26 protein-coding genes are annotated in these 26,553 nt (G+C 32.2%); 7 read left to right on the top strand and 19 right to left on the bottom strand.

All coding sequences use genetic code 11. The features are described 5' to 3' along the window. Positions 1 to 11: 11 nt before the first annotated feature. The 15 genes from gcvH to iorA all read right to left on the bottom strand — a co-directional run bounded on the left by gcvH (position 12) and on the right by iorA (position 16,440). Positions 12 to 368 carry a glycine cleavage system protein GcvH gene (gene gcvH / locus EO083_RS05615; RefSeq protein WP_126993194.1) on the bottom strand — a complete coding sequence of 119 codons (357 nt, stop codon included), beginning with the start codon at positions 366 to 368 and terminating at the stop codon, positions 12 to 14. A 27-nt stretch (positions 369 to 395) separates the two neighbouring features. Further along, entirely contained in the window at positions 396 to 1,739 is a 1,344-nt protein-coding gene (gene lpdA / locus EO083_RS05610; RefSeq protein WP_126993193.1) for a dihydrolipoyl dehydrogenase, read from the bottom strand. 45 nt (positions 1,740 to 1,784) lie between these two features. Then, positions 1,785 to 2,054 carry a sulfurtransferase complex subunit TusB gene (gene tusB, locus EO083_RS05605; protein WP_126993192.1) on the bottom strand — a complete coding sequence of 90 codons (270 nt, stop codon included), beginning with the start codon at positions 2,052 to 2,054 and terminating at the stop codon, positions 1,785 to 1,787. Positions 2,055 to 2,066: 12 nt separating this feature from the next. Continuing rightward, the gene (locus tag EO083_RS05600; protein ID WP_126993191.1) at positions 2,067 to 2,423 is read right to left on the bottom strand and encodes a DsrE family protein; all 357 of its coding nucleotides are present in this window, start codon (positions 2,421 to 2,423) and stop codon (positions 2,067 to 2,069) included. Positions 2,424 to 2,434: 11 nt separating this feature from the next. Continuing rightward, positions 2,435 to 2,788 (bottom strand): DsrE/DsrF/TusD sulfur relay family protein, encoded by a 354-nt coding sequence (locus EO083_RS05595; protein WP_126993190.1) that lies wholly within the window; start codon positions 2,786 to 2,788, stop codon positions 2,435 to 2,437. 12 nt (positions 2,789 to 2,800) lie between these two features. After that, positions 2,801 to 3,793, bottom strand: a complete 993-nt coding sequence (gene tsuA / locus EO083_RS05590; RefSeq protein ID WP_126993189.1) for a thiosulfate transporter TsuA — start codon at positions 3,791 to 3,793, stop codon at positions 2,801 to 2,803. Between the two features lie 16 nt (positions 3,794 to 3,809). Continuing rightward, positions 3,810 to 4,052, bottom strand: coding sequence for a sulfurtransferase TusA family protein (locus EO083_RS05585; protein WP_126993188.1), 243 nt, complete (start codon positions 4,050 to 4,052; stop codon positions 3,810 to 3,812). 224 nt (positions 4,053 to 4,276) lie between these two features. Then, positions 4,277 to 7,060, bottom strand: coding sequence for an AAA family ATPase (locus EO083_RS05580; protein WP_126993187.1), 2,784 nt, complete (start codon positions 7,058 to 7,060; stop codon positions 4,277 to 4,279). Beyond that, complete coding sequence (locus EO083_RS05575) at positions 7,050 to 8,207, bottom strand: metallophosphoesterase family protein (RefSeq protein WP_126993186.1); 1,158 nt, start codon at positions 8,205 to 8,207, stop codon at positions 7,050 to 7,052. The genes EO083_RS05580 and EO083_RS05575 overlap by 11 nt, the downstream gene beginning before the upstream one ends. Before the next feature lie 20 nt (positions 8,208 to 8,227). Then, positions 8,228 to 8,866: a TIGR00153 family protein gene (locus EO083_RS05570; protein ID WP_126993185.1), complete on the bottom strand. Its 639-nt coding sequence runs from the start codon at positions 8,864 to 8,866 to the stop codon at positions 8,228 to 8,230. A gap of 15 nt (positions 8,867 to 8,881) precedes the next feature. Then, the gene (locus EO083_RS05565) at positions 8,882 to 11,812 is read right to left on the bottom strand and encodes an alpha-amylase family glycosyl hydrolase (protein WP_126993184.1); all 2,931 of its coding nucleotides are present in this window, start codon (positions 11,810 to 11,812) and stop codon (positions 8,882 to 8,884) included. A 41-nt stretch (positions 11,813 to 11,853) separates the two neighbouring features. Further along, positions 11,854 to 12,771 carry an inorganic phosphate transporter gene (locus EO083_RS05560; protein ID WP_126993183.1) on the bottom strand — a complete coding sequence of 306 codons (918 nt, stop codon included), beginning with the start codon at positions 12,769 to 12,771 and terminating at the stop codon, positions 11,854 to 11,856. A gap of 65 nt (positions 12,772 to 12,836) precedes the next feature. Then, the gene (locus EO083_RS05555) at positions 12,837 to 13,748 is read right to left on the bottom strand and encodes an inorganic phosphate transporter (protein ID WP_241229986.1); all 912 of its coding nucleotides are present in this window, start codon (positions 13,746 to 13,748) and stop codon (positions 12,837 to 12,839) included. 149 nt (positions 13,749 to 13,897) lie between these two features. Beyond that, complete coding sequence (locus tag EO083_RS05550) at positions 13,898 to 14,512, bottom strand: indolepyruvate oxidoreductase subunit beta (RefSeq protein ID WP_126993181.1); 615 nt, start codon at positions 14,510 to 14,512, stop codon at positions 13,898 to 13,900. Then, positions 14,512 to 16,440 carry an indolepyruvate ferredoxin oxidoreductase subunit alpha gene (gene iorA, locus EO083_RS05545; RefSeq protein ID WP_126993180.1) on the bottom strand — a complete coding sequence of 643 codons (1,929 nt, stop codon included), beginning with the start codon at positions 16,438 to 16,440 and terminating at the stop codon, positions 14,512 to 14,514. The genes EO083_RS05550 and iorA overlap by 1 nt, the downstream gene beginning before the upstream one ends. Positions 16,441 to 16,710: 270 nt before the next feature. Here iorA and EO083_RS05540 point away from each other — a divergent pair, with 270 nt between their 5' ends. The 7 genes from EO083_RS05540 to flhB all read left to right on the top strand — a co-directional run bounded on the left by EO083_RS05540 (position 16,711) and on the right by flhB (position 24,750). Further along, complete coding sequence (locus EO083_RS05540) at positions 16,711 to 17,985, top strand: ArsB/NhaD family transporter (RefSeq protein WP_126993179.1); 1,275 nt, start codon at positions 16,711 to 16,713, stop codon at positions 17,983 to 17,985. 2 nt (positions 17,986 to 17,987) lie between these two features. After that, a complete protein-coding gene (gene yqeH, locus EO083_RS05535) occupies positions 17,988 to 19,064 on the top strand; it encodes a ribosome biogenesis GTPase YqeH (protein ID WP_126993178.1) in 1,077 nt (358 codons plus the stop codon). Between the two features lie 3 nt (positions 19,065 to 19,067). After that, positions 19,068 to 19,658, top strand: coding sequence for a phosphate propanoyltransferase (locus EO083_RS05530; protein WP_126993177.1), 591 nt, complete (start codon positions 19,068 to 19,070; stop codon positions 19,656 to 19,658). A gap of 117 nt (positions 19,659 to 19,775) precedes the next feature. Then, entirely contained in the window at positions 19,776 to 20,597 is an 822-nt protein-coding gene (locus EO083_RS05525; protein WP_126993176.1) for a purine-nucleoside phosphorylase, read from the top strand. Positions 20,598 to 20,614: 17 nt separating this feature from the next. Beyond that, positions 20,615 to 22,912 (top strand): methyl-accepting chemotaxis protein, encoded by a 2,298-nt coding sequence (locus EO083_RS05520; RefSeq protein WP_126993175.1) that lies wholly within the window; start codon positions 20,615 to 20,617, stop codon positions 22,910 to 22,912. A gap of 6 nt (positions 22,913 to 22,918) precedes the next feature. After that, complete coding sequence (gene fliR / locus EO083_RS05515) at positions 22,919 to 23,683, top strand: flagellar biosynthetic protein FliR (protein ID WP_126993174.1); 765 nt, start codon at positions 22,919 to 22,921, stop codon at positions 23,681 to 23,683. Beyond that, positions 23,614 to 24,750, top strand: a complete 1,137-nt coding sequence (gene flhB / locus EO083_RS05510; protein ID WP_126993173.1) for a flagellar biosynthesis protein FlhB — start codon at positions 23,614 to 23,616, stop codon at positions 24,748 to 24,750. The genes fliR and flhB overlap by 70 nt, the downstream gene beginning before the upstream one ends. Here flhB and EO083_RS05505 read toward each other — a convergent pair. From EO083_RS05505 to efp, 4 genes are all read right to left on the bottom strand, one after another. Continuing rightward, positions 24,733 to 25,125, bottom strand: a complete 393-nt coding sequence (locus tag EO083_RS05505) for a hypothetical protein (protein ID WP_241229981.1) — start codon at positions 25,123 to 25,125, stop codon at positions 24,733 to 24,735. The genes flhB and EO083_RS05505 overlap by 18 nt on opposite strands. Positions 25,126 to 25,212: 87 nt before the next feature. Next, positions 25,213 to 25,620 (bottom strand): transcription antitermination factor NusB, encoded by a 408-nt coding sequence (gene nusB, locus EO083_RS05500; protein WP_373277306.1) that lies wholly within the window; start codon positions 25,618 to 25,620, stop codon positions 25,213 to 25,215. A 21-nt stretch (positions 25,621 to 25,641) separates the two neighbouring features. Beyond that, entirely contained in the window at positions 25,642 to 25,977 is a 336-nt protein-coding gene (locus tag EO083_RS05495) for an Asp23/Gls24 family envelope stress response protein (protein WP_004100923.1), read from the bottom strand. A gap of 16 nt (positions 25,978 to 25,993) precedes the next feature. Next, entirely contained in the window at positions 25,994 to 26,551 is a 558-nt protein-coding gene (efp, locus tag EO083_RS05490; protein ID WP_126993171.1) for an elongation factor P, read from the bottom strand. Between the last annotated feature and the right edge of the window lie 2 nt (positions 26,552 to 26,553).

The raw sequence follows: 26,553 nt of genomic DNA, 5'->3' as shown, positions 1-26,553 counted from the left end.
TTTAATTAACGTTATAATTTTTCATACTCTTCTTCTGTTATTAAATCTTCTAACTCACTTTCATCACTAATTTCTATTTTTGCAATCCAGCCTTCTTCTTCTGCAGAATCGCTTATTAATTCCGGATTTGTATCAAGCTTTTCATTAACTTCAACAATCTTTCCACTGACAGGTGCATATACACTACTTGCAGCTTTTACAGATTCAATCGTACATAATTGCTCACCTTTTTCTACAACTTTTCCTACTTCTGGAAGATCAACATAAGTTACGTCACCTAAATCTTCTGCTGCCCTTTTTGAAATACCAATTACTCCAACCCCATCATTTACCCTTATCCATTCATGAGTTTTTGAATATTTTTTCATATTTTAACCCCTTTCTCAATTTTTATTTCAAATATGAATAGCCCAATTACCTTCAAAAGCTCCAAGGAGTGTTTCAGTTAGTGTTGGATGTGGGTGTATTGCTTCTGCTATTTTTTCTGTAACCATTTCATATTTTACTCCCAATACTCCCTCCATTATCATGTCCGTTGCGTTTGCTGACACTAGCGTTACTCCCAATACTTTCCCTGTTTCTTTTTCTTCTATCACCTTTGCAAATCCTAATTTCTCTTCCATTGTTCTTGCCCTTCCATTTGCTGATACCGGAAATTTATATATATTTACTTTTTCTCTATCCACTTCTTTTTCTCTTTTTCCTACACTTGCTACTTCTGGATTTGAAAAGATTATCGATGGTACTGCTCTATAGTCCATTTCTATTTCTTCTCCTGCTATGTTATGTGCTGCTACTATCCCTTCGTACATCGCAACATGTGCTAGCATTATCTGTCCCCTTATATCTCCTATTGCATATATGTTGTCTATATTTGTTCTCATACGTTTGTCTGTTTTTACTCCTCTTTCTATTTCTATGCCAAGTGATTTTATATCTTCACTTATATTCGGTCTTCTTCCTACTGCAAGTAGTACTTTTTCAACTTCTATTTCTTTTCCTGCAACTTTTGCAATATATTTTTCGTTCTTTTTTTCCACTCCTTCTACTTTTTCTCCTTCTATTATTTTTACTTTGTTCTTTTTTAGTGCTTTTTTTACTTCTTCTGCTACATCACTATCTTCGTATGGTAAAATATGCTCTGCAAGTTCTACTATTGTTACATCTACTCCAAAGCTTGAAAAGAATGTTGCAAATTCTACTCCTATTACTCCTCCGCCTATTATCAATATCGATTCTGGCATCTTTTCCATCTTAAATACATCATCACTTGTCCATATACCCTCTATCTGATCAAATGGTGGAAAGATAACTGGCACAGAACCATGCGCTAAGATTATATTTTCTCCCTCTATTTCTTGTCCACTATTTTCAAGTAAAACAGTGTTTTTGTCTTTTAATACTGCTTTGTCTTTAAATACATCAATCTTGTTCTTTTTCATTAAAAACTCTATACCTTTTCTAGACATAGTAACAGACTTTTGCATATGTTTCATGATTAAGGATAGATCATATGAAACATTATCAACTAAGATACCAAACTTTTTAGCCTTTTCATTTATCTCAGTAAAAAGGTGTGAGGCTGTAAGCATAGCTTTAGTAGGAATACACCCTTTGTTAGTACAGGTACCACCAAATTCTTCTTTCTCAACAATTGCAACTTTCTTACCAAGCTGTGAAAGCCTTATTGCTGCAACATATCCTCCAGGCCCTCCACCTATTACTATCGTTTCATACATTATTTATCCCTCCTACCTAAAAAGACTAACGGGGAAAGTTCCCCGTTAGCCTATAAATTTTTCTTCTTTTTCTATGAGTTCTACAAAGCCATCATAGTCTATCAAATTATATTTTGCTTCATCTTCTTTGTAACCTCTTGCAAGAAAATCTTCCTTTAATATGTAAACGTTCGCCTTTGTTAATGATGATAAATCTTGTAAATTCCAATATACACCATCCTGGATTAACACTATTGAATCTTCTTCTTTTGCATTTTCGATCTTTAGCTTTTCAACGGGATGGTTTATACCATATTTAACTAAAACTAAAGCCATTAAAATCACCTCTCACATAAAAATAACCAAATCAAATTGATGGAAGAAATCAGATAATTCATTTTTATTAATAAATTGTGCACCATACTCTTCGTCTACATTTTTAACATTGTACTTTTCTAAATCCTCTTTAACGGCATATACTGGGGTCTCGTACCTCTTTATAAATCTTTGAACTATCTTTATCGGAAGAAGTCCCAAAGATTCTGGTTTCGTATCCTTTGATAATGCAACTGTAGCGGCATCAATTAACATTACAGCAGGTTCAATATCTTCACCGTACATTCCAAATGCTGTTCTAAATCCTTCATTTACCCATATTGAACCAACTGGAGATTGATATACAACAAATAAAACCTTTTTTTCCATTATTTTTCACCTCACGCCATAAGACTTATAAATCTATCGCTTGTGTAAATGAGTTCTGCAAGTTCTGGAAGTCCACTTGGATTTGAACCTTCTATTATCATATCCGTCGTAATTCCCCTATAGTCCATACAAATTCCACAAATTTCAACTTTTACGCCTTTATCTATAAGTCCTTTTAAAAGTTGTGAAATATTTCTATCTCCTCTTACAGGTTTCATATGTTTATTAGATGCTATTGCAGAATCACAGAACAAAAAGATTGTAACTTCATGGCCTTTTTTCAAAGCAGCTTCTGCAATTTTTACAGCAGTATCTAAATCTTGATATGTATATGGTTGAACCATAACCTGAATTGTGATTTTCATATTATCTCCTCCTCAGTCCCTTCCAAACAAAATCCATGCCATCGTCCAATTTCCAAGGATAAAGAATAGTGAAGCTAGTAAAGAACCAATTGCCATTTGTGGAACACCTGTAAAGAAATGTCCGATATTACAACCACCTGCTGTAACAGCACCTAATCCCATTAAAACTCCACCGACCATTACTTGAAGATAAGTAATTGGATTTTTAGGCATTCTTAGTTTGAACTCTCCTGCAAGCTTTGCAGAAATCATTGCACCAATTATAATTCCTACAATTTCCCAGCCTTCCCAACTCAAAGGTTGTTTGTTTAAAAATCCTTTAAACAAGCTAATCCATCCACCTGTAATACCAAATCCGTAGTTTCTTCCGGAAGCTGCACTAGACATCCATGCAAGGGGTGCTAATATTGCAAGGATTATTGCAGCCGTTTTGTAACCAAGTTTTGTACTTCTTTCCGTTGTTTTTGTTCCAAAAACGTACCACAAAAGAATTGCCACAAATATAATTCCAACTATCCATGGGTTTACATGAAAAACAGAAGATAGAGTTGGACCAGATTTAGCTGCATATAGTCCTTCTGTATGTTCAACCTTAACAGTGAATTTTGAAACCCATTTTAACCATCCAGAAAATACTCCCGCCTTTGTTGCATATGCTGTTAAACCGTAGAAAATAGCGGCAAACCACGCAGTTGTCATACCTTCACCAGTTCTATATGTAACACCAGACGCACAACCTCCGGCAAGTACCATTCCCATACCAAACAAATATCCACCAATTATATTCCCAACCCAGTTTAAAGGTTTAGGATTTAATGTAATCCAACCCATTTGTGCAAAAAATAGGAATGTGAGAACTTGAAGTGCTATTACTAAAGCTGCAAATTTCATAAGGTAATTATCTTTAAAAAGTCTTACATCTCTAAAAGCTGAATTAAAACATATACGACCTCTTTGAAGAATAATACCAAATATAAGCCCAAATACTATTCCTAAATATGCCATTTTATGCACCCCCAGCTTAGCCGTTTACTTTAATATAAATCTTCCATTCACTTCCTCCAACTTCTTCTATTTCTAATACTTCATGTCCCAATTTCTTTACTGTTTCTGGAATTCTTTCTTTTGACATTGGATAATCAATTAAAACTTCCAAAATTTCACCTGGTTTCATCTTTTTTAATGCTCTCTTTGTTTCAACGTCAGGAACTGGACATACCTCTCCTCTTACATCAATAGTTTTTGTAACTTCATACTTTGCCATACTACCCACCTCCATTATAAAGATATTTTTCACAAATTTTCAGCCTTAATATTGCGATTTTTTTCACATTCCATTTAAATTATAACTTGTTATTTTAACCAAACAGTTTCCAAAAAATTACAGTTTGGTTAATAATACAAATAAATACTTAAAAGCAAAAAAGCTTTTAAAATAAATCTTTCTATTATTTATTAAGAACACTTGTTAACGTATCGTTAACAGATTCAAAGTCTTATAATATTTTCTGCCATGTGGCTAAATTCTTCATCGTGGGTTATTATAAACACTTGCTTTACATCTTCAAATAATTTTTCTATGTTTTCTGCAAGAAGCTTTTTCCTTTCAATGTCAAGGTTAACGGTAGGCTCATCAAGTATATAAAAATCTGATTTTGAAAGGATTTTTGAAAGAGCGGCCCTAATGGCAATTGCAACACTTACCTGCTCTCCACCTGATAGCATCGAAAATGTTCTCTCTATTGATTCTTCAACATTTCTTAGAATAACTTCATAATCATTTTCCGCAGAGAATTCTATCATTTCAACTTTTCCAGTCATTCTAATGTAGTTTTCAGTTGAAAGATTAGAAATCTCATCTGAAATTCTGTGGGCTACCTTCATTCCCAAATCTCTTAATTTTTCTCTAAATTCTCTTGTCAATTTCTGCTTCTTTTCTAAAAATATCCTCTTAGATTCAAGCTCTCTTTTTTCATTTTCAAGCCTTTTCTTTCTTTCTCTTTCCTTAATAAGAAACTTTACATTTTCCTCTAATTTTCCTACTTGCTGTGAAAGCTCTGATAATTTTTCATTTCTTTTATCAATATCTGCAACTAAATTATCTTTTTCACTTTCTATTTCTTCTATATTGTGAATTTTTTCTAATTCTTTTTCAAGAATACTAGATAATTTTTGATTTTTTTCTATATTTTTCTTTGTATCTTTAACTTCTTTTAATATATTTTCTAGCATTTGAGCTTCTTTTTCAAATTTTTTATACAAGTCAAAATCTTCTCTTAATTTATCCATCTCTTTTTGTTTTTCTTCTATAGAATTCACTGTACTTTCCATATCTTTTTCAATATCATTATACTTTATCAGAACTTTTTCAACTTGCTCTAATTCCTTTGAAGTTTTCTCAAAACTTTCGTTAAATAACAATATTTTTTCATTTATGTTCCTTAACTTTTCATCTTCTTCTACAATTTCTTTTAAATATTTTTCATGTTCTTTTTCAAGGCTGTTTTTTCTTTCTTTTGTAATTGAAATTTGCTTTACTAAAGATAATTTCTTTTCTTCATACTCTTTCTTTATTTTTTCCATATCTTCATAGTTTTGAATTTTAAGAATATTTTCAATACTCTTTATACTTTCCTTTTCTCTTTCAATTTCCTCAAGCCTTAAATTTATATTAGAAAGTTCTATTTCTTTTTCTTTTAGATTTTTTTCTAATTCTTCTTTTTCTTTTTTGAAATTTCTTAACTTTTTTAGACTTTTTTCAAGCTCAGATATTTTCTCCTCTATTTTTCTCTTTTCAACAATATATACTTCAAATCCTCCTTTTTCCTTTACATTTTTACATTCTTCTTTCAATATCGGGCATATCCCACTAGATAATTCACGACTTACATTTTTTATATTCTCAAGTCTTGCACGCAAATTTGCAAGATCTTGTACTAATTGATCTTCATAGCTTATATTTTTCTCTAATTCTTCTTTTCGTCGTATTAACCTTGAAATCTCACCTTCAAGCAACTTTTTTTTAAATGAAAGTTTATCTTCCTCTGAAATTTTTAAATGTTTATGTTGTAATTCTACTTTGAGTTTCCCTAGCTCTTCATATCTTTTATTAAACTCCTCTATTTTTGCAGAAAGCTTGGTTTGATCATCCAAAAGACTTTTCAAATATTCATCTAACTTAAAAATCTCTTTTTTTAAATTATTAACTTTTTCATCCTTTTCAGCTATTCTTCTTTCAATTTCTACCTTTTTTTCTTTTAAACTACTAATTTGAAACTCTAATACACTTTTATTTTTTTCTAATTCATTCCTTTTATCTTGAAGCGTTTCTTTCTCACGCTTTTTCTCTTGAAGTTCTTTTTGCTTGGCATTTAATCTTCTTACTTCTTTTTCCAACTCTAAATACTTTTCATATCCTTTTTTTGTTTTTTCTACAATATCCTTGGCTTTTTTTGCATCCTCTAGTCTTTTATTTAAATCATCTAATTTGCTATTTAAATGTTCTTTTTCTTTTTTCAGCATTTGTAAGTCTTTTTTTATTCTTTTATAACTTTCTATTATATCCTCTAAACTTTTTTGTCTTTTTCTTAGATTTTGTATTTCTGCTCTTAGATTTTCTATCTCACTTTTAACTTGCTCTAACTTTTTTTCATGTACTTTTATTCTTTCCTCTAAATTAGCAAAATCTTCACTTTCAAGTTCTAACTTTATCTTTTCTAATTCAACCTTATTAATTTCTAAATCTTTTTCATAACTTTGCTGAACTTTCGAAAGTTTGTCGGATATCTCTTTATACACATCTGTTTCAAATAGCCTATCAAACAGCTTTTTTCTATCAGCATCTGTTTTTGAAAAAAGATCCGTAAGTTGATTTTGGTAAACATACACTACTTTATTAAACACCTCTTCGTTAATTCCAAAAACGTTTTTAATGTATTCTGAAATATCTTCTTTCCCTTCATATTTCAAGCTTCCATCTTTTGAATAAAGACTTGATTTGCTTTGTCCTATACTTTTTTCCAAAACATATTCTTTTCCATCGCTTCCAATGAATTCTACCTTTATTTGAGCTTTTTTACTTCCATCTTTTGAAATAATAGAATTTAACGGCCCACGTGGTGATTTTGAAAAAAATGCAACACTCAATGCCTCAAATATTGAGCTTTTTCCCGTTCCATTTTTTCCAAGCAACAGGTTAATACCTGGTTTAAATTCAAATTCTCTATCTTTATGCACCCTAAAATTTTTTAAACAAACCTTCTTAATTATCATCTTTTTCACCCTTAAGTAATTTGTTTAAAAAATCGTCGAATATATCTATCAAATCCTCTTCTTTCTCCGTTTTCTTTAAAGTAGAGATAAGTTTTGATGTATCATCTGCATTTTTTGAAAAAATATTTCCCCATGACTTAATAATCTCCTTTTCAATTTCTTCTTTGCTAAGATTTTTAAGTTGCCTGCTATTAAATACTTGCCCTTCAAAAATCACCTTCACATTTACCTTTAATGCTCCCTTTGATAGTAACTCTCCTTCAATCCAACTAACATTAGGATATCTGCCAGATGCAGAATTTACCTCAAGGTTTATTATCTCTCCTTCTTCAATATCCAAATTTGCTACAAACTCTTTGTAATTATCTATACGGATTCTATACGTGGAAAGCTTTCTCTTTTTTGATGGATAAAAGGTATATTCTCTTGAATCAGTATCAAAAATTATATAGCCTTTTTGACCTTTTTCGTTTAAATCCCAATATTCAGGAGAACCTGGTATAAAAAAGTATGGATTTGTTGATGGGTATTTATAAAAGGAATGAAAATGACCTGCGGCAATATACAAAACTTTATTTGAAAAAGCATCAATAACTTCTTTTGTCACGCACCCTGGAAGCAAAGTATCAGATAAATCATTAACAATCGCCGTGTGAACAATAACTATATTTTCCCCTTTATCTAAAGATTGAGACAAATCGTGCAATGCCTTCTCATTTAAATTAGATTGATATGAAATTCCAAAAAACTTTATTCCATCAATTTCTATTGGTACAAATTTAAACTTTTCACCATCTAAATAAGACTTTGGAAATATTGCAAGTTCTTTTTTTTCAAGATACCATATCCAAGACTCTTTGTATGTAGAAACTTGATCATGGTTTCCTTCGATAGCTAGAACCTTAATTTCATTTTCCTTTAAAACATTTAAAAGTCTTTCTGCTTTATACAATGTTTCAGGAGAAATATCACTTTTATCAAACAAATCACCAGAAATAATCACCACATCAACTTTGTTTTTTACCGATTCATTAACTATATACTCTGCCGCTTTAAAATAGTCTTCATATCTTTCATTAGAATACAAACCGACACCTCCAGCAGGTCTTCTGCCAAGGTGCCAATCAGAAGTATGTAAAATTTTCACAAAATCACCTCAAACAAACCTTACACTTTTCTCTTATACAATATTATTTGAATTCTATCAGAAACATCTTCAGATGTATCTGATATATCCGCTATCCTATGAACCAAATCTTTCAACTGAATTTTTTCTGCAAGAGGGATATCAAGTGAAAAGATCTTTCTAATAGTACTTCTTTCTATCTCATCTGTTTCATGTTCAAACCTTTCTGTTTCTACAATCATCTGACTTGCCTTTTCAAAATCCTCGAACATTTCCTTTGCAGCTTCCTTTAAAGCTTTGTAAGTTTCAAGTGATTTTGATATTAAAGCTTTCAAGTTTTCGTGAATTTCTTTTGGAATGATTAAATCTTGCAGATCTATCTCATCTGCAACACTTTCTGCTTTATTTGCTATCCTATCAAGTGCTTCAATTGTTCCAAGAAGATCACCTCTAAAATTTGGTAAAAACGCACCTGAATACATTTCAAGTTCTGCTTTCCTTCTTATTTGATCGGCTGTTGTTTCTGCTTTTCTTACTTCTTCTGCTAATTCCTTATGTTTCTCCTTTTTTTCTTCATAAATAAGATTCTGGAGCTTTACTATTGTATCTTCAACTGCATCAAGATGCTGTCTAAAAAGCTCTATAACTACCTGCTCTTTTTTTCCAAAAAAAAGGCTCATATATTTTCTCCTCCTTTACTTTACAAATATATAAATTTGCCGTGGATTTATCGTCCAACTTGTATTTTGTAAAATCATTTCATCTTTTTCTCCAAATTCATAGTTGTCACCATCAAAAAATGCATACCAAACCCATTTATATCCTTTTGGAACTTCGTATGTATTTGGATATGTTGGATCAAGGTTAATCAATACAAGCACGTCTTGGAAGTTATACGACTTTTTCAAAACATACAAGTTTTTCCAATCCCTTTCAATCGTAGTATTCCCAAAAGCAAGTGCTGGATATTCTTTTCTTAAATTGATATATTCTTTAAAAAAGTTTAAAATAGAATATCCATTTTGTTGTTCTTCTACAGATACTCCATCATATGGGTCATCGTATACTGCTCCATCTTCATTAGCATTTCCTTCAGTAATACCTTCGTAAAACTCTTTTGTCCAATAAGTTTGACCGTTTCCTTTTTGATCCTTATACCATTGCATTGGCTCACGCACAGGTATATCCCACGGATATGAATTCCACTTCCATCCAAAAAGTCCTATTTCATCACCATAGTAAATGGTTGGCATACCCGTTAAAGAAAGCAGTAAAGCATTAACTAGCAAATATTGTTTTGTCGCCGAATTTTTGTCACCTTGATATTTACTATCTACAAGTTCAGAAATAAATCTGTCAAGATCATGACTGTCAATAAATGGAAAATGAAAAATATTTAAATTATACAATGATGAATCAACCCAACTAATAGAGTCAGAAATTAAGTTGTCTCTTCCTTCAAAATTCCCCCTTAAATTGTACATAAAACTAAAATTAAAAACAGGCATAGGGGCAAACTTTGAAAGGATACTTGGATCTCCATCGTAAACCTCACTCACAACTATTGCATTTTCCCCAAGTTTATCTTTTATATAGCCTTCTATCTCTTTTGCAATACTTGCTGATTGTTCGACTCCATCGCTCCAATCAAATCCATAGTAATGTTTTGCTGCATCCAATCTAAATCCATCTACTCCCATGTCTATCCAAAAATCTATTATCTTTTTTACCTCTTCCATTACTTTAGGATTGTCGTAATTGAGGTCTGGCATTGACGAGTCAAACAATCCAAAATACCACACAGTCTGTCCTTTTGAATTAACCTTGTAATGCCAATGATTTTTATTTTGAGGCTCATCCAAACTCATAATGTAATAGTTCCAATATGGAGAATTAGTAGTATTTTCAACGGCATCAAGAAACCATGGATGTGTATCCGACGTATGATTAACAACAAGATCCATTACTACCTTTATTCCATTTTCATTTAGAATTTCTATCATATTATCAAGATCTTGTAGTGTTCCATAATCTGGTTCTACATCGTAGTAATCTTCAACATCATATCCATGATACGATTTACTTTTATTAAATGGTAAAAACCATATTGTATCAATTCCAAGAGATTTTAGATAATCTACCTTTTCGGCAACTCCATTAAAGTCTCCCACACCATCACTGTCTGTATCAAAATATGAACGGATGAATAACGTATACATAGTAGACGATGTAAGAGGAACATTCAATGATGTTAGAGTTATATCATCTTTTGAAACCTCATTAATGTTACTTTCAAACCCATTAGCAACTACTCTAATCGCAATTTTCTCCAGATCCCAAAACTGCCTACCCGTAAATTCTGTTGAAAAAGAATTTTGCCCCATTTGAGAAATTATTTCGTATTCATTGCTATTCATATCCTTTTTTAAAACTTCAAAAGTAACATTTGAATTTGTATAATTCCAATCTAATTTAAGCTCATTTGTATCAACGTTATAAGTAGCACTTATACTGTCAACATTTTCCAAATCTATAAGTTTAATATTTTCTTTTTTAAGAACAACTAAGCCGCTCTCTTTGCCATTAGCATAAACATTAATAGCAATTCCACTAAATTTATCGTATTCTTGCTTGGTAAAATTTTCTATTGTATAACTTTTCTCGTTTGTTTTTCCAACAAATTCATATAAACATTCTCCATTAACTACTATTTCCTTGTATACATAAAATTCTGCATTTGTATCTGAATAGTCCCAATTTACTGAAAGTACTCCTTCTAATTCATTTACCTCTCCACTTAAATTTGTTACAGGATCCACAAACGGTAACTCAATTTGCGGGGATATAACTACTATTTTCGGTTCATTAACCTCTGTATCAAATACTACATTAAATGTTAAACTTTTTGTTTTTGCGGGAAGTACTTCTATGCTAAATTCATTTTCAAGATGAACGTTTTCTGGTAATATACTTTCATCCTTTGCCTTAAGATCAGCTTCAAATTTTACAGTCCACATACCAGGATATAATTCTTTATTAAAATAAGTGCTAGTACTTGTAAATGTTACAGAGGCTTCTTCATAAACTTCTTGTGCTGTATCTTTTTTGTAGATCAATTTTGCCGATGTAATATCGTAATTTTTAAAAATAACATCGTCTACTTCAATAATTGTCCTTATTATTCCATTTACAAAAAAAGTTTCAATATAAACGGTATTATTTTTCTCATCTATGATCTGATTATCCTTTTCCCCTGTAAAGATAACTAAATCTCCTTCATATCCTTTTACCTGAAATGTATAAGTTCCAGGAAGAAGTTCAATTTCAAAATAAATATCTGTTTTGTTCGTAGTTTCCTTAGTAAGTACAACCTGATCATTTACATCCTTAACAGTAATAACCACTTTACTTAGATAATCGACAAATGACTCTCTAAAAGCATTCACTGTCGTATTATTATTTTCAATAGATGGTGTATCAATGTCTACTTTTACAAGAATTTTTTGTTTTGAATTTAGCAGTTTATTTTCACTTGTTTTAATCTCTGAAATACAACCATAAAGAAAAAAAGAAAGTAGTAAGATTAAAAGTAAAGTAAAACTAAGATACATCACTCTCTTGCCCATCTTATTCCTCCTTAAATTTTCTAAATCAAGCGATATAATAATTAAAACATCTTCACTATATAGTATATCAAAAATGTAATAACACCAGAAATAACAGGCGTGTTTACCCACGCGCTTACTATTTTTAAAATAATCTTTTTACTTGAAAGTCTAGAACCTCTTGCATAACCTGCTCCGATAACTGCCCCAACAATTGCCTGAGATGTAGAAACAGGAATTCCTAAAAGTGCATAAATCCATACAGTAATTGATTCACCCAGTACAGCAATAGCAGAAGAGTAATAATCAAGTTCAATTATTTGTGTACCAACAGTATACATCACCTTATAACTGTAGGTTAAAACTCCAAGTGCTATACTTACGCCTCCCAATAGCGCTGCGTTTTGTACGCCTATTGTTTTAGCAAAAACACCAGTAATGTTTGCAACATTATTTGCTCCCAGAGAATATGAACCATATGCACCTATAATAAGAGTTCCATAAAAAATTACCTTTTCTTTTACATAAATAGATTTTATCTTGTTAAAAGGTACAGCAAAAATTTTGTATGCCAAAAAGCTAAATATTATCCCACCAATAGGTGTACCTACCCACGCTGCAAAAAGTTTTACAAGAACGCCCCACTTTACATTTCCTTCTATTAAAGAAGTAACAATTAGTGATCCAACAATTGCTTGAGAAGAGGAAACGGGAACTCCTAGATAAGTCATAGTAGTCATAGTTATTGCTGACGCCAAAACAGATATGGAAGCAAGGCCAATCTGACTTGATGAAATACTACTTATTGTTTCAATTCCTTTTGCACCGTCAAGCATTGCCCCTAAAATAATAAATATCGCAGAAATGATTGTAGCAGTTCTATATTTAACTATCCTGTTACTTACAGCTGTTCCAAATATATTAGCTGCATCATTTGCACCAAGGGACCATCCAAAAAATATTGCTGGTAGGATATACAAAAAAATAGCTATCACCTCCAAATAGAAGTGGATCTTTTTATATTACCACACATCAATTATTTAAATCAAAAAAAGATTTTTGAAAAATAATAAACAATAATTGTAGTTAATCCTGAAAAAAGAGGTGTAGCTATCCATGTTGTAATAATTTGAAAAATAATCTTTTTGTTTGTGAGTTTTGAACCTCTTGCAAGGCCTGTACCAATTACTGCTCCCACTATTGCTTGAGACACAGAAACCGGTATCCCGATAACAGAATAGATCCAAACGGTTATAGATTGGCCAAGGATGGAAATAGCAGAAGAAAAGTAATCAAGTTCAATAATTTTTTTACTGACTGTATACATTACTTTCTTATTACTAAAAAGTGCACCAGCAGCTATACTTAACCCTCCAACAAGAGCTGCCATCTTTAACCCTATTTGATTTGCAAACACTCCGGTAATATTTGCAACATTATTTGCACCTAAAGCGTATGAACCATATGCACCAACTAGTAATGTAGAAATTACCAACACTTTCTCCCTAACCCAAAGAGACCTTATCTTATTAAACGGCACAGAAAGTATTCTATAAAGTAAAAAGCCAAAAATAATTCCTCCAACAGGTGTGGTAACCCATGCAATAACTAATTTAATTAAAATCTTCCAATTAACATTGTTATTTAATATACCTACAGCTAATATTGCACCAACAATTGCCTGAGAAGATGAAGATGGAATACCAATTTTTGAAAGAACCAACATAGTTATTGCTGCTGAAAATACAGCTATTGCTGCAAAATAAAGAGACATATTAGAAAAATTACTTATTGTTCTAATACCTTTTTCTCCACCTATTAATGCTCCTAAAAGAACGCACAATGCAGCTACTTTAGTAACTGTTTTGTATTTTAAAACCCCATTTTCAACTGAGGGGCCAAATATATTGGCAGAATCATTAGAACCAAGAAGTACTCCAAAAAATATAGCAAACACTACGTACAAGAATCTTTCCCCCTTTCTCAAAAAATGGCGGTAATATTAAGGATATTAAAAATTTCTAATTTTGTCAAATTTAGATGAAAAAAATTAGTAAAAAAAATATCGGGGAGAAATCTCCCCGATATCTTCAAATATCCATATCCTTACTTTAAAAGTTCTTGAGCGGTTTTAATTCCCATATCAAAGGCTTTCATATTTAAATCAACAGCCTTTTTTGGAACACTAACTTTAATAACTTCTCTAATAGATTCTGGAGAAAGTGGAAAATCAGGAGTTTGAGTCAAAGCACCTATTAAAACAACATTGGTTGCTATTATATTACCTGCATCTTTAGCTATACTTTCTGCATCAAAGCTTATATATTTTGCATTAAATTTATTCTCTACTATATCTTTTATCTGTTCATGAGATGGATAATTTGCAAGTCCCATAGCAACTTGTACTGGTTGTATTGGTCTAGAATTTGTAAATACAAGTCCTCCTTCTTTTAAATAATTTATGTATCTAAGTGCCTCTACAGGCTCAAAAGATAGAATAACATCTGCTTTTCCTTCAGGTACCATTGAGCCGTATACATTCTCACCAAATCTAACATATGAAATAACACTACCAAATCTTTGGCTCATACCGTGCACTTCTCCTACCCTTACCTTGTATCCTTCGTTAAGTGCAGCCCACCCTAAAAGGTTTGCAGCAGTTAAAATTCCCTGACCACCGACTCCGGTAATAACGATATTATATTCTTTAACGGCTACCATTATTCCGCCTCCTTTACCAATTCAAAAGCACCAAATGGACAAACTTGTGCACAGCTTCCACAACCCCAGCACATCGTTGGATCAATCTTTGCCTTGTTATTTTCTGGATCCCAGAAAATAGCTGGACAACCAAATGTAGAAATACAAACCTTACATCCTGTACACTTGTCTGTGTTTACTTTATACAGTGGTAATTTTTCTTTATTCTTTCTTGCTTTACCCACTCTGTAAAGTGCACAAACCTGTCTTGATACAACAACACTTACTCCTTCAACCTCAAGAGCTTTCTTTATAACTTCCGTTGTTTTCTTTATATCATATGGATTAACAACTTCTACAAAATCAGCTCCCATAGCTTTTACAACATCTTCAATTGGTATTCTCTTTCCAACACCATGTGGAGTTTCCCCTGTTCCAGGATTTGGTTGGTCTCCAGTCATTGCAGTTATCTCGTTGTCTACTACAACAACCAAAATATTTGATCTGTTGTATATAGCATTTGCAATTGCTGGAAGACCTGTATGATAGAATGTAGAATCTCCTATTGTTGCAACCACAACTTGTTTCTTTTCATATGTCTCTTCATTAGTTGCTCCATTTAACGCCACACTTAATCCATGTGCAACTCCAATTGAACCACCCATTGCAACTGTTGTATCAACAGCGTTTAATGGTGGAAGTACTCCAAGTGTATAACAACCTATATCACTTGGGAATATTGCTTTCTTTCTTGTTGCTTTATTTATCGCAAAGAAAGAATTTCTATGTGGACATGCTGGACACAATGAAGGTGGTCTTGGAGGAAGAACACTACTAATTTCTTTATATTTTTCATCCAATTCTTCAAAGTTTATTGGAGTTTCAATTCCCAAAAATTTCGAAATTGCAATAACTGCACGCTTTGTATCCATTTCATATATTCTTGGGACAATATTTTTCCCATATATTGGTATATTTAATCCCTTATCATACGCCCACATCTTTATTTGTTCCTCAACAACAGGCTCAAGTTCCTCAACAATCAATACTTTTTCAAGCCCTTCTAAGAACTCCTCAACTAATTTATATGGAACTGGGAAAGGTGTTGCAAGCTTTAAAATCTTTACATCATCAATATTCAACCAAGAAAGTGCTTCTTTTACATATGCATATGAAAGTCCCGGCGCGATAATTCCAACCTTTCCGTTTCCTTCAATCTTGTTAAATGGACAATTTGCAAATTCTTCGCGTATTTTTTCGATATTTTCAAGAATTTTTGGATGGAAATTCCTTGAATGTGCAGGAATATCAACAAATCTTTTTGGATCTTTTTCAAATTTTCCATGTCTTCTCACTTTATTTACTATATCATCTGGAAGTTCTCCTAAGACAACATCTCCTCTCATATGAGAAGATCTAGTTGTTGTTCTAAGAATCACCATATGTTTGAACTTTTCGCTAATTTCAAACGCATATTTTGTCAAATCTTTTGCTTCTTGAACACTGGATGGTTCAAGAACAGGAACATTTGCAAATTTTCCAAAGACTCTTGTATCCTGCTCATTTTGAGATGACCACATGCTGGGATCATCTGCAACCATAACAACAAATCCGCCTTCAACGCCCATTCCAACGGCACTCATGAATGTATCGGCGGCAACGTTTAAACCAACGTGTTTCATAGCTGTCATGGATCTAAGACCACTCCATGCAGCAGAAAGGGCTGTTTCAAAAGCAACCTTTTCATTTGTAGAATACTCCATGTAAACTCCTGCGTCTTTTGCAACTGCCGCCATAGTGTCTGTAAGCTCAGAACTTGGAGTACCTGGATATGCTGCAAAAACTGCTATGTTTGCTTCAAGTGCACCTCTTGCAATAGCATGGTTTCCAAGAAGTAAAATCTTCTCTCCAGGCTTGTTAAGTAATACCATATCAGTAACCTTTGCCATCTTATCACTCCCAATACATAATTTTTTCATTACCCACATTTATAATTTTCCAATAAATAAGACAAAAACGCAAATATATTCAGAATATAAATCAATCAATTTTTTAGGTATATCTACGATTTTTTAAGAATACCAGTTTTTTTAACAAGTTTTGAAAAGAATTTAACACACAAATTTATAATATTTTTAACAAGAATGGTATATTTTAAGAGTTATAATAAATAGTGTGATCAAGATTATTATATTCTCATTGTTAGAGGGGGTAGACTCGTGGAAAAAATATTTGCAGTAGCAATAGTAGTGATTGCATACGGTTATATCATCTTCGGGAAAAAATATAAAGCCCCAATTGTGTTTGGTCTTGCACTCATAGTTGCTGCTCTTAGATTGGTAGAAGGTCTTGAACCAGAGAATATAAGCAGAGTAATCGATTTTAATACTCTGGGACTTTTGGCTGGTATGACGGTAATCGTTGAATTTTTGAAAAAAACAGGCCTTTTCCAATTTCTTGCAATTAGAATTGTTAAAAAAGGCGGGAAGAGATTCTTTTTAACAATTGTAGGATTGATGGCTCTGGTTGCACTTTCTTCTGCATTTTTAGACAACCTTGTGACAATTATCCTTATAGCTCCAATGATATTTTTAATTACTGATTCTCTTGGTCTCAACCCTATCCCATTTTTAATGCTGACCATAATAATAGATAATATAGGGGGTATGTCAACATTAATTGGAAGTCCTTTGAACCTAGTTCTTGGCTCGGTAAGTGGTTTAGGCTTTAATGATTTTATCAATAACATGTGGTTTATTACAATAATAAGCTTTTTAATATCCGTATTTATGTTTAAAAAATACACAAAAGTTGATAAGTCCGTTGAAGAAAAGTTAGAAAAACTTTCTGATATTGATGAAAGCAGGGCAATTACAGATAAAAAATCTTTAAAATTTACTCTAACTGTTTTCTTAATAGTCTTATCACTCTTTGGACTTCATCAAATAATAGAAATTGATCTTTCATTTGTTGCACTCCTAGGTGCAATAGCAGTTATGTTGTTCCACAGAAAACAATTTAACGATATAAGTAATGAAATTGACTGGGATACTTTATTCTTTTATGCCGGACTGTACATACTCTCCTTTGCACTAGAAGAAGTTGGTATTACAAACTTACTTGCAGGTTTATTTACTCCACTTTTAAACCACCAATTTTTATCTATCTTTGTAATATTCTTATTTGTTTCAATTTCAATTCCATGGCTCAGTGCTGTTCCAGGAACATTGATCATAGCACCTGTTATTAAAATTCTTGTAGCTTCAGGTTTTTCATCCACATTTTGGTGGGTATATGCAATAAGTGCAAATCTTGCTACAAATTTAACTCCACTTGGTGCTGTTCAAAATATCGTTGGAGTAAATCTTTTATCAAAACAAATTGGTAGAAACTTTTCCTTTGGAGAATACATAAAGTGGGCTTTTAAACCTTATTTTGTTACTTCATTAGTAGGATTTCTATACATATTACTTAGAATCTATATTGGAGGTTAAGTATGAAATGTAGAGGTTGTGGTGCAGAGCTTCAATACACAGATCCAACAAAACCTGGATATATTCCAAAAGAAATTCTGGAAAATGAGCCTGATCCACTATGTCAAAGGTGCTATAGAATAATCCACTATGGAAAATTAACAGTACCTGTACAAGAAGAAATATTCTTACACCAAATCGATAAAGTGATCAAAAATTTTGAAAAAGTATTATACGTTATAGATATTACCGATTTTGAAGGCACGTATAGAAGTGAAATAATGGAGAAATTGCAAGGGAAAGGTGTGTACTTTGCTATAACAAAGTTTGATCTTCTTCCAAGGTCGCTTTCCTCCATTGAGGCACAAGAATGGCTAAAAAAAAGATTAAATACAACGTCTGAAAAAATTTTCCTTACAAGTAGTAGAAACGGATTCGGCTTGAAAAAACTTGAAAAATTCTTAAAAGATTCAAAAAAAGACATTTTAATCGTAGGAGTAACCAACGTCGGAAAATCCTCTCTTATTTCGGCTTTTACAAAAGAGCATCCAACAATATCACCATTTCCCGGAACAACACTTGGAATAGTTAAGAGAAAGGTTTTTAACACCTATATATACGACACTCCAGGAATTTTGACAAATGACAGAGTCATAGATCTTTTATCTCCTGAGTGTCAGGCCAAAATACTTAAAACAAATAAACTAACAAGAAAAACTTTTAAAATTGACCAGTCACGTGCCATTTTAGTTAGTGCTTTTTGCAAAATAGAGGTTGAATTTGATGGAGATAAAAAGCCGATTTTTCAAATATTTGCTCCTGAAAAAGTAACCTTTCATGAAACAAAGAGTGAAAGAGCGGATCAATTGATCTACGAAAGGGCTGGAGATTTTTTGCTGCCACCATGTAAAAAAACTGATATGTCAAAATATAACTTTAAAACAGAAAGAATATCAGTCAATCAAGAACAAGAAATTTCAATAAATGGCTTATGTTTTATCAATATCAAAAGAGGTCCGTTTGTAGCAAAAATTACCGTTCCAGAAAATATAAATATTACTTTAAGAGATAGATTACTAAAACCAAAAAGAGGAGGTTAAAAAATGAAAGTTAAAGAACCTGGAATTATTGCTGGTGTAAGTAACAGACACGTTCATCTTTCAAGAGAAGATGTAGAAATTCTTTTTGGAAAAGATTATCAACTTACTCCAATAAAAGATTTAGGTCAACCTGGTCAATTCGCCTGTCAAGAAACTGTGATCATAGTTGGACCAAAAGGTGCTATTGAAAAAGTAAGAGTTTTAGGTCCAGAAAGAAAAGAGACACAAATTGAAATATCCCTTACAGATGCATTTAAAATTGGGGTCAGACCTCCTGTAAGAGATTCAGGAGACCTTGATGGAACACCAGGAATAGTAATCGTTGGACCTAAAGGCAGTGTAATTAAAGATAAAGGTGTTATTATAGCAAAAAGACATATTCACATGCACACTTCTGATGCAGAAAAATATGGTGTAAAAGATAAAGATATAGTAAAAGTTTTAGTTGAAAAAGAAGGCAGAAGACTTATATTCGACGATGTTTTAATAAGAGTTAGTGAAAAATACGCGCTTGAATTTCACGTTGATACAGATGAAGCTAACGCTGCGCTTTTAAAGACAGGGGATCTTGTTTACATTATTGATGAAGAATAATAAAAAAACAATCTAGAAAAATCCCCTTCTAAAAAAGAAGGGGGTTTTTTTGTTTTTTATTTATCATGATATAATATTTTTGGATATTTCCAAAAAAAGGCAAAGGAGGAGTTAAAGATGAAAGAATACATTGAAAGAGTCAACAAAGCTGTAGAATTTTTAAAAGAGCACATTGACAATATCCCAAAAATTGCTATTATACTAGGTTCTGGTCTTCATGGAATCGCAGAAAGTATTGAAAATCCAAAGAAATTTTCCTACAAAGAAATCCCAGGTTTTCCAGTTTCCACAGCACCAGGTCACAAAGGAGAATTAATCTTTGGAAAATTAAACGGAAAAGATGTAATGTTGATGAATGGAAGATTCCACTACTATGAAGGCTACGATATGAAAACTGTTACGTTTCCAATTAGAGTAATGCAACTCCTTGGTGTTGAAATCTTAATTGTTACTAACGCAGCAGGTGGAATGAATCCAGAATTTGAAATTGGACGTCCAATGTTCATTACCGATCATATCAATATGATGGGAGATAATCCTTTGATTGGACCTAACGTTGAAGAATGGGGACCAAGATTTCCAGATATGTCAAATGCATACGATAAGGAGTTAAGACAAAAAGCAACAGAAATTGCTAAAAAGTTAAATATACCATTCTATGAAGGTGTTTATGTTGCAGTCTCTGGACCAAACTTTGAAACTCCAGCAGAATTAAAAATGCTTAGATGGATGGGAGCAGATGCAGTTGGTATGTCCACAGTTCCTGAAGTGATAGTTGCAAATCATGGTGGATTAAAAGTACTTGGAGTTTCTGCAATTACAGACAAAGCTGTTCACGAAGATCTTAAACCACTTACTGCAGAAGAAGTACTTGAAGTTGCAAACAAGACTGGTGGAATGATCGTTAAAATAATCTCCGAACTTATAAAAGAACTATAAGGAGGCATCAAAATAAAATGTCTTTCAGGACAAAAATATTGTTGTTTGCAATATTTTTGGTAACGATTCCAATGTTTTTGGTTACTTATGTCAATATATCAACTGTAAGTTCCCAATTAGATACTTTACAAGATGAAGTCAAAAATAATATAAACGAGAATGTTGTCAAAAAATACGAAGATTATCTCCAAAAATTTCAAGCTGAGATAATTGCACAATCTGAAGAATACACAAATGAACTTGAAAAAACTGTTCACGAACAAGAGCAAAGAATTCAGAAAAAATTCGATGAAATTTACTTAAAAACTCTTTCTACACAAGCCAATTTCACATTTCAAACAGTAATTAATTTAATAAAACAAGAAAATGAACAACTTCTTACCGGTGCAAGGATTGCTGCTTCTTTAAAAGAGATTGTAGATGCAGCAAACGAAAAAAAGCTTTCTATCACCGAAAGAAAAGCTCTTTTATTTCCCTTTATAGAAAAATACAACTTTGAATACGCTGGTCTTTGGACAATTGATGAAACAAAGCCAAAAATAAAAAGCAAGCTCTATGCTGAAATTGACAACAAGTTTGTTGTAGAATATGCTAAGGTTTCTTCAACCTCTGCAAATATTTCATTCTATAAAAAACCTCCATATAAGGAAGAACTTTCAAAGATTTTCAAAGAACTTTTAAATTCTAAATCAGTCTTCTACCGAACCTTTATCTTCCCATACATAGATTCACTATACTCGATTGCTGTAGTTCCCGTTATGCACCCGGTACTTGGAAATACAATAAACGGCTTTGTGGTATTTGTAGACAAATTAGATAACAGCTTTTTGGATAATATAAAATCAATTTCAAATTCTGAAATTACATTGTATGTAAACAACAAAGCACTTATTACCACTAAAGTGGGAGAAGATGGAAAAAGATTAACGGGACAACCCCTTTCACAAAGTAATAACAACATAATTGAAATCCTTGGAAAATCTTATTTTGCAAAAAAAGGTAGTTTTACTTATCTTGGTAAAGAAATAGGTACCCTTGAAGTTGCAATACCATTTGAAAAATTAGATACAAGCTTTAATTTTCCAAAACCAAAGCCATTTGTAATTCCTGAGCTTGAAAAACCAAATGTAAATATTAGCTTAAAAATAGATAATAAAGCAATCGTTCAAAAATCTATACTCCTTGTATTAATTATTCTTGCTATTAGCATCGTTCTTATATTTGTAATAACAAAACAACTTCTTAAATCTTTAGAGCATTCAAAAACCGTAATTGAAAAATTATCTGAAGGTGAATTTGTAAACATTGAAAGTGACAAGGCATCTGGAGAATTTAAAATAATCTTAGATTCCTTGAAAAAACTTTCTGAAACATTTAAAGACTTTGCTAAAAAGCTCCTTTCAAGTTCAAATCAACTCGTATCAGAAGTTGATAACCTTGAAGAGCTAAATAATATCTTGCAAAAAACCTCTCAAGATTTCTCTGAAGCTGTAAAGGTATTTTCTAACAACACATCTATTATTTTAGATGACTTTGACGAAATGAAATCAAGCACAGACAATGCAAAAGATGTTATTAATCAAGTTGTAACTACTCTTGAAAATCTTGTTGATGAAATACTCGAAGCAGAAGAAAAAATTGATGAAAACCAAAAATTTGTCAGAGAACTCGATGAAAGTATCAAAAATTCTCTGGAAACTATCGAGAAATTCAATAGCTATATAAACCAAACAATTGGACAATTTAACCAAGTAACCGAAGAAATCTCGAAAATTCAAAACGTTGCAAACCAAACAAACCTTCTTGCACTTAATGCGGCAATTGAAGCAGCAAGGGCAGGAGAAGCAGGAAAAGGATTTGCAGTTGTTGCAAACGAGATAATGAAACTATCAATCGAAATTAATGAAATCTCGAAAAAATTAATGAAAGATATGGAAAATTACACTGAAAATCTTGGTAGTTTAAATGCTGTATATGAAAACTCAAAGGAAAGCTTTAACACTCTTTCAAAAACCAAAGAAGATTTCTCTGAAAGCTTTAAAATAATAACTCAACGTATTGAAAATCTTGTTAATACTACAAAGAATGTATCTTCTATTTTGGAACAAACAAAAGAGGTATTCAACCATATGGTAGAAATTTCTTCAAGGTCTGCCCAAAATGTTGGACAAACTGTCGACAAAATGACTACAATTGAAGTAAAAATGAAAAAGCTAGAAGAATTTTCTAAAAAACTAAACAAGATGGTCAAAGACATAGATTCAGTCTCTGAAAGGCTTAAACAAATAGCTAAATGGTTTAAGATAGGAGATTAATAAATAATGGAAATAATCGACTTTGTCGAAACACAATTTTTGAATTGGGCAATGCTCATTAGCAGATTAACTGGGATGTTCTTAATTACTCCCTTACTGTCAGCGGCATTCGTGCCAACGACAGTGAGGGCTTTTCTTGTTCTTGCACTCTCTTATATGTCACTACCACAGGTAGATACTATACCACTTGATACACCAGTTATCACTATCGTTCTTTCTCTTCTAAACAATTTCCTTATTGGCTTTGCCATAGGACTTCTTGCTTATTTTATATTTGGTGCATTTTCTATCGCAGGAGAGTTATTAGGAATCGAATCTGGTTTTGGTCTTGCTACTGCTATGGATCCAACAATGGAAGAAACTCCAATTGTTGGACAATTAATATTTCTTCTTTCATTATTTGTTTTTATTTCCTTAAATGGTCATATGGTTGTATACCAAGGAGTTATAGATTCCATAAAAATTTTTCCTCTATATTTGGATAAATTAGATTTTTCCTTAGTAAAGTTTATTGAAACAAAATTTATCGAAATGTTCTTTATTGCTTTAAAGATTGGGCTCCCGGTAATTGGATATATGTTTATAATAAACGTTCTACTTGGAATACTCTCAAGGCTTGTTCCACAGATGAACGTCTTTATGGTTGGAATTCCTCTAAAATCGCTTTTGGTATTCGTAATCTTTTTAGGGATGGTGCCGATATGGGCAGAGACTTCCGCAAAACTTACTGTGCTTTTAGAGAAGGTAATTCAACAATTTCTTTCAGGATAGATCTACAATTATTTGCCGATCCTGATAAAACAGAAAAGGCAACACCAAGGAGAAGACAAAAGGCTAGAGAAGAAGGACAAGTTCCAATATCCAGAGAGTTAACCTCTGGATTTACGTTTCTTGCTGCGGTACTTGGCTTTGCTTTTTTAGGTCGCGGAATTATAATTGGCCTACAATCTGCTGTTGCATTTTTTGCAAAACTCCCATCATATGATTCTTTAACTATACAAGATCTTGGCATTTATACAATAGAAGCTTTCAAAGGTGTTATAATAGATCTTATTATTTTTGTATCGCTTGTAATGATGACTGGAATTGTTACTGGAAGCCTTCAAACAAAATTTTTAATAACTTTTAAAAGCATTAAACTTGATTTTTCAAAGATAAACCCAATTAGCGGACTTAAAAGAATGTTTTCCCTTAGATCACTTTTTGAACTTCTTAAATCCATTCTAAAACTAGTGATTGTTGGCTATGTTGGATACCTTGTCGTAAAATCAAATTGGAACAAGCTCCTTCTTGCAACAGATACAAGTGTAAGTGAAGGTGCACTTCTTATCTGGGACATCACATTTGAGCTTTTAATTAAATGTGGGATAGCACTATTTATTGTCTCAATTGCTGATTACTTTTTTTCAAGATATGAATATGAAAAAAATATAAGAATGACAAAGCAAGAAGTAAAGGAAGAATTTAAAGAAGTGGAAGGAAATCCTGAGATTAAAAGGAAACAACGTCAAATCATGATGCAATATTCTATGCACAGAATGATGCAGGAAGTACCCGAAGCTACCGTCGTGGTAACTAACCCAACACACTTTGCTGTTGCAATTAAGTATGACTCAGATGAAATGGATGTTCCAATAGTTGTTGCAAAAGGTGCAGATAAACTAGCTCAAAAAATAAAAGAAATTGCAAGGAAAAACAACGTACCAATATTAAGAAATCCACCACTTGCAAGGGAATTATATTTTAGTGTGGAAATAGGTGATGAAATACCCCAAAAACTATACAGAGCCGTTGCAGAAGTTCTTGCATACGTATACAGTCTAAAAGAGAGGTATTAATTTTCTTATTACCTTGTCAACAGGCCTTTTAGGAAGTATAAATTTTCCAATATAGCTTTTTATAAGAATATAACCTTTACCATCTTCAAATTCAATTTTTTCTTTAAAAGGGCCAAAGTAATTTTTACCATCACTTGCTTGTCTTTCAACAACACATTTTCCGTTATAATCCAAAATTTTGTATCTTACACTCTTAATAGCACCCGTCTTTATTCTTTCCTTAAAAGAAATACTCTGCGGTGAAGTATATACAATTTCAGAAATGCCACGGGAATAAAAATCATGCCTTATGTAATTTACAATATAAAAGGCTTCAAGGCTTCTTAAATAGTCCCTTTTAATAGTAAGATACCACTTAAAAACAGAATTTAGCATCATACAACATGATGCTAAAACTATAACTGCTATTATTATTCCAACTAAAACTTCGGAAAAAGAAATATTTACCCCCCTATATTTTTCTTACATATCAAATTTTTCTTTAGGTGCTTCCCCCTTGGCTATTCTATCTAATACCCCATTAATGAATTTACCACTATTTTCAGTTCCATATGTCTTTCCAAGCTCTATCATTTCATCTAAAGTAACTTCTATAGGAACATCATCAACGTATAAAAGTTCATATGTTCCAAGTCTTAAAATGTTTCTATCTGTAACAGAAAGCCTATCTAATGTCCAATTTTGGAGATATTTAGAAATAATTTCATCTAAAGATTCTATAGTCTTCTTAATTCCTTCTATATAACTATATGCTTGCTCTCTAAGCTTTTCATCTTCCAGAGAACTTACATGCTGCTTGGCTATTTCAGTTAAATCTTCGTCTTTTTGAAAGTCCCATTGAAAAAGCGTTTTAAAAACACTTTCACGCATTTTATGACGCCTTTTTATCAATTATTCTTCCTCCTCTGCTGGTTCTATTTTTTCAACCACATCGATGATAGAAACGTTAACTGCAGACACCTGAAGTTCCGTCATTCTCTGAATATTTTCCGAAATATTCTGCATAATTTTCTTTCCAAATTCAACTAAACTCTTTCCATATGGAGCTACAGTCTTAACATTTACTATTACGTTATCATCCGGTGTTCTTTCAATTTCAATATTTTTCTTCAACTTTTTTGCATCTTTATCATCCGCAGACAACTCAAGAACTTCTAAAAAACTTCTAAACGCTATTTCTTTTAAAACTTCATCACTAATATTTATACTTCCTTGCTCAAAATCCATGGGCTCCCCCTCCTTCTTATGCCCTTTCTATGTACTCACCTGTTCTTGTATCTACCCTAACTTTTTGACCTTTCTCAACAAAGAATGGGACAGTTATCTTCAATCCTGTTTCCAAAACAGCTGGTTTTCCTCCACCAGAAACGGTATCACCCTTAAAACCTGGATCTGTTTCTACAACTTCAAGAACAACACTTGTTGGAAGTTGTATGCCAATTGGTTTGTCTTCATGCATTATCAAATCCACTTCTGTATTTTCAACTAAATAATTTTTTTCTTCCTCTATATCACTTTCGGGAATACCATATTGTTCAAATGTTTCATTATCCATAAAGTAATAGCTTTCACCATCGTTATATATATATGAAGCTTTTCTAAATGTTATTTCTGCTTCTTCTACTTTTTCACCACTGTTAAAGTTTACTTCCCTTACAAGTCCTGTAGATATATTTTTAAGTTTTGTCCTAATTAATCCTGATCCTCTTGCTCTAAAATGCTTGTTTACATCAATCACCCTGTAAATTTCACCTTCATACTTTATGTACATTCCCTTACTTAAAGAACCTACATCTACCATCA

The sequence above is a fragment of the Thermosipho globiformans genome (genome assembly GCF_003990895.1).
GTDB classification, from domain to species: Bacteria; Thermotogota; Thermotogae; order Thermotogales; family Fervidobacteriaceae; genus Thermosipho; species Thermosipho japonicus.
The sequence above is the reverse complement of the archived record's forward strand: the minus strand, read 5'-3'. Positions and strand labels throughout refer to the sequence as shown.

What these genes read in the sequence shown, in the direction of transcription:
- EO083_RS05595 (WP_126993190.1), bottom strand. Translation starts at nt 2,788, where the DNA reads ATGAAAATCACAATTCAGGTTATGGTTCAACCATATACATATCAAGAT.
- EO083_RS05580 (WP_126993187.1), bottom strand. Translation starts at nt 7,060, where the DNA reads ATGATAATTAAGAAGGTTTGTTTAAAAAATTTTAGGGTGCATAAAGAT.
- EO083_RS05570 (WP_126993185.1), bottom strand. Translation starts at nt 8,866, where the DNA reads ATGAGCCTTTTTTTTGGAAAAAAAGAGCAGGTAGTTATAGAGCTTTTT.
- EO083_RS05505 (WP_241229981.1), bottom strand. Translation starts at nt 25,125, where the DNA reads ATGCTAAATTCTGTTTTTAAGTGGTATCTTACTATTAAAAGGGACTAT.
- EO083_RS05520 (WP_126993175.1), top strand. Translation starts at nt 20,615, where the DNA reads ATGTCTTTCAGGACAAAAATATTGTTGTTTGCAATATTTTTGGTAACG.
- fliR (WP_126993174.1), top strand. Translation starts at nt 22,919, where the DNA reads ATGGAAATAATCGACTTTGTCGAAACACAATTTTTGAATTGGGCAATG.
- EO083_RS05525 (WP_126993176.1), top strand. Translation starts at nt 19,776, where the DNA reads ATGAAAGAATACATTGAAAGAGTCAACAAAGCTGTAGAATTTTTAAAA.
- tsuA (WP_126993189.1), bottom strand. Translation starts at nt 3,793, where the DNA reads ATGGCATATTTAGGAATAGTATTTGGGCTTATATTTGGTATTATTCTT.
- EO083_RS05495 (WP_004100923.1), bottom strand. Translation starts at nt 25,977, where the DNA reads ATGGATTTTGAGCAAGGAAGTATAAATATTAGTGATGAAGTTTTAAAA.
- nusB (WP_373277306.1), bottom strand. Translation starts at nt 25,620, where the DNA reads ATGCGTGAAAGTGTTTTTAAAACGCTTTTTCAATGGGACTTTCAAAAA.
- tusB (WP_126993192.1), bottom strand. Translation starts at nt 2,054, where the DNA reads ATGGCTTTAGTTTTAGTTAAATATGGTATAAACCATCCCGTTGAAAAG.
- EO083_RS05565 (WP_126993184.1), bottom strand. Translation starts at nt 11,812, where the DNA reads ATGGGCAAGAGAGTGATGTATCTTAGTTTTACTTTACTTTTAATCTTA.
- efp (WP_126993171.1), bottom strand. Translation starts at nt 26,551, where the DNA reads ATGGTAGATGTAGGTTCTTTAAGTAAGGGAATGTACATAAAGTATGAA.
- EO083_RS05530 (WP_126993177.1), top strand. Translation starts at nt 19,068, where the DNA reads ATGAAAGTTAAAGAACCTGGAATTATTGCTGGTGTAAGTAACAGACAC.
- EO083_RS05600 (WP_126993191.1), bottom strand. Translation starts at nt 2,423, where the DNA reads ATGGAAAAAAAGGTTTTATTTGTTGTATATCAATCTCCAGTTGGTTCA.
- EO083_RS05550 (WP_126993181.1), bottom strand. Translation starts at nt 14,512, where the DNA reads ATGGTAGCCGTTAAAGAATATAATATCGTTATTACCGGAGTCGGTGGT.
- flhB (WP_126993173.1), top strand. Translation starts at nt 23,614, where the DNA reads ATGGGCAGAGACTTCCGCAAAACTTACTGTGCTTTTAGAGAAGGTAAT.
- yqeH (WP_126993178.1), top strand. Translation starts at nt 17,988, where the DNA reads ATGAAATGTAGAGGTTGTGGTGCAGAGCTTCAATACACAGATCCAACA.
- iorA (WP_126993180.1), bottom strand. Translation starts at nt 16,440, where the DNA reads ATGGCAAAGGTTACTGATATGGTATTACTTAACAAGCCTGGAGAGAAG.
- gcvH (WP_126993194.1), bottom strand. Translation starts at nt 368, where the DNA reads ATGAAAAAATATTCAAAAACTCATGAATGGATAAGGGTAAATGATGGG.
- EO083_RS05585 (WP_126993188.1), bottom strand. Translation starts at nt 4,052, where the DNA reads ATGGCAAAGTATGAAGTTACAAAAACTATTGATGTAAGAGGAGAGGTA.
- lpdA (WP_126993193.1), bottom strand. Translation starts at nt 1,739, where the DNA reads ATGTATGAAACGATAGTAATAGGTGGAGGGCCTGGAGGATATGTTGCA.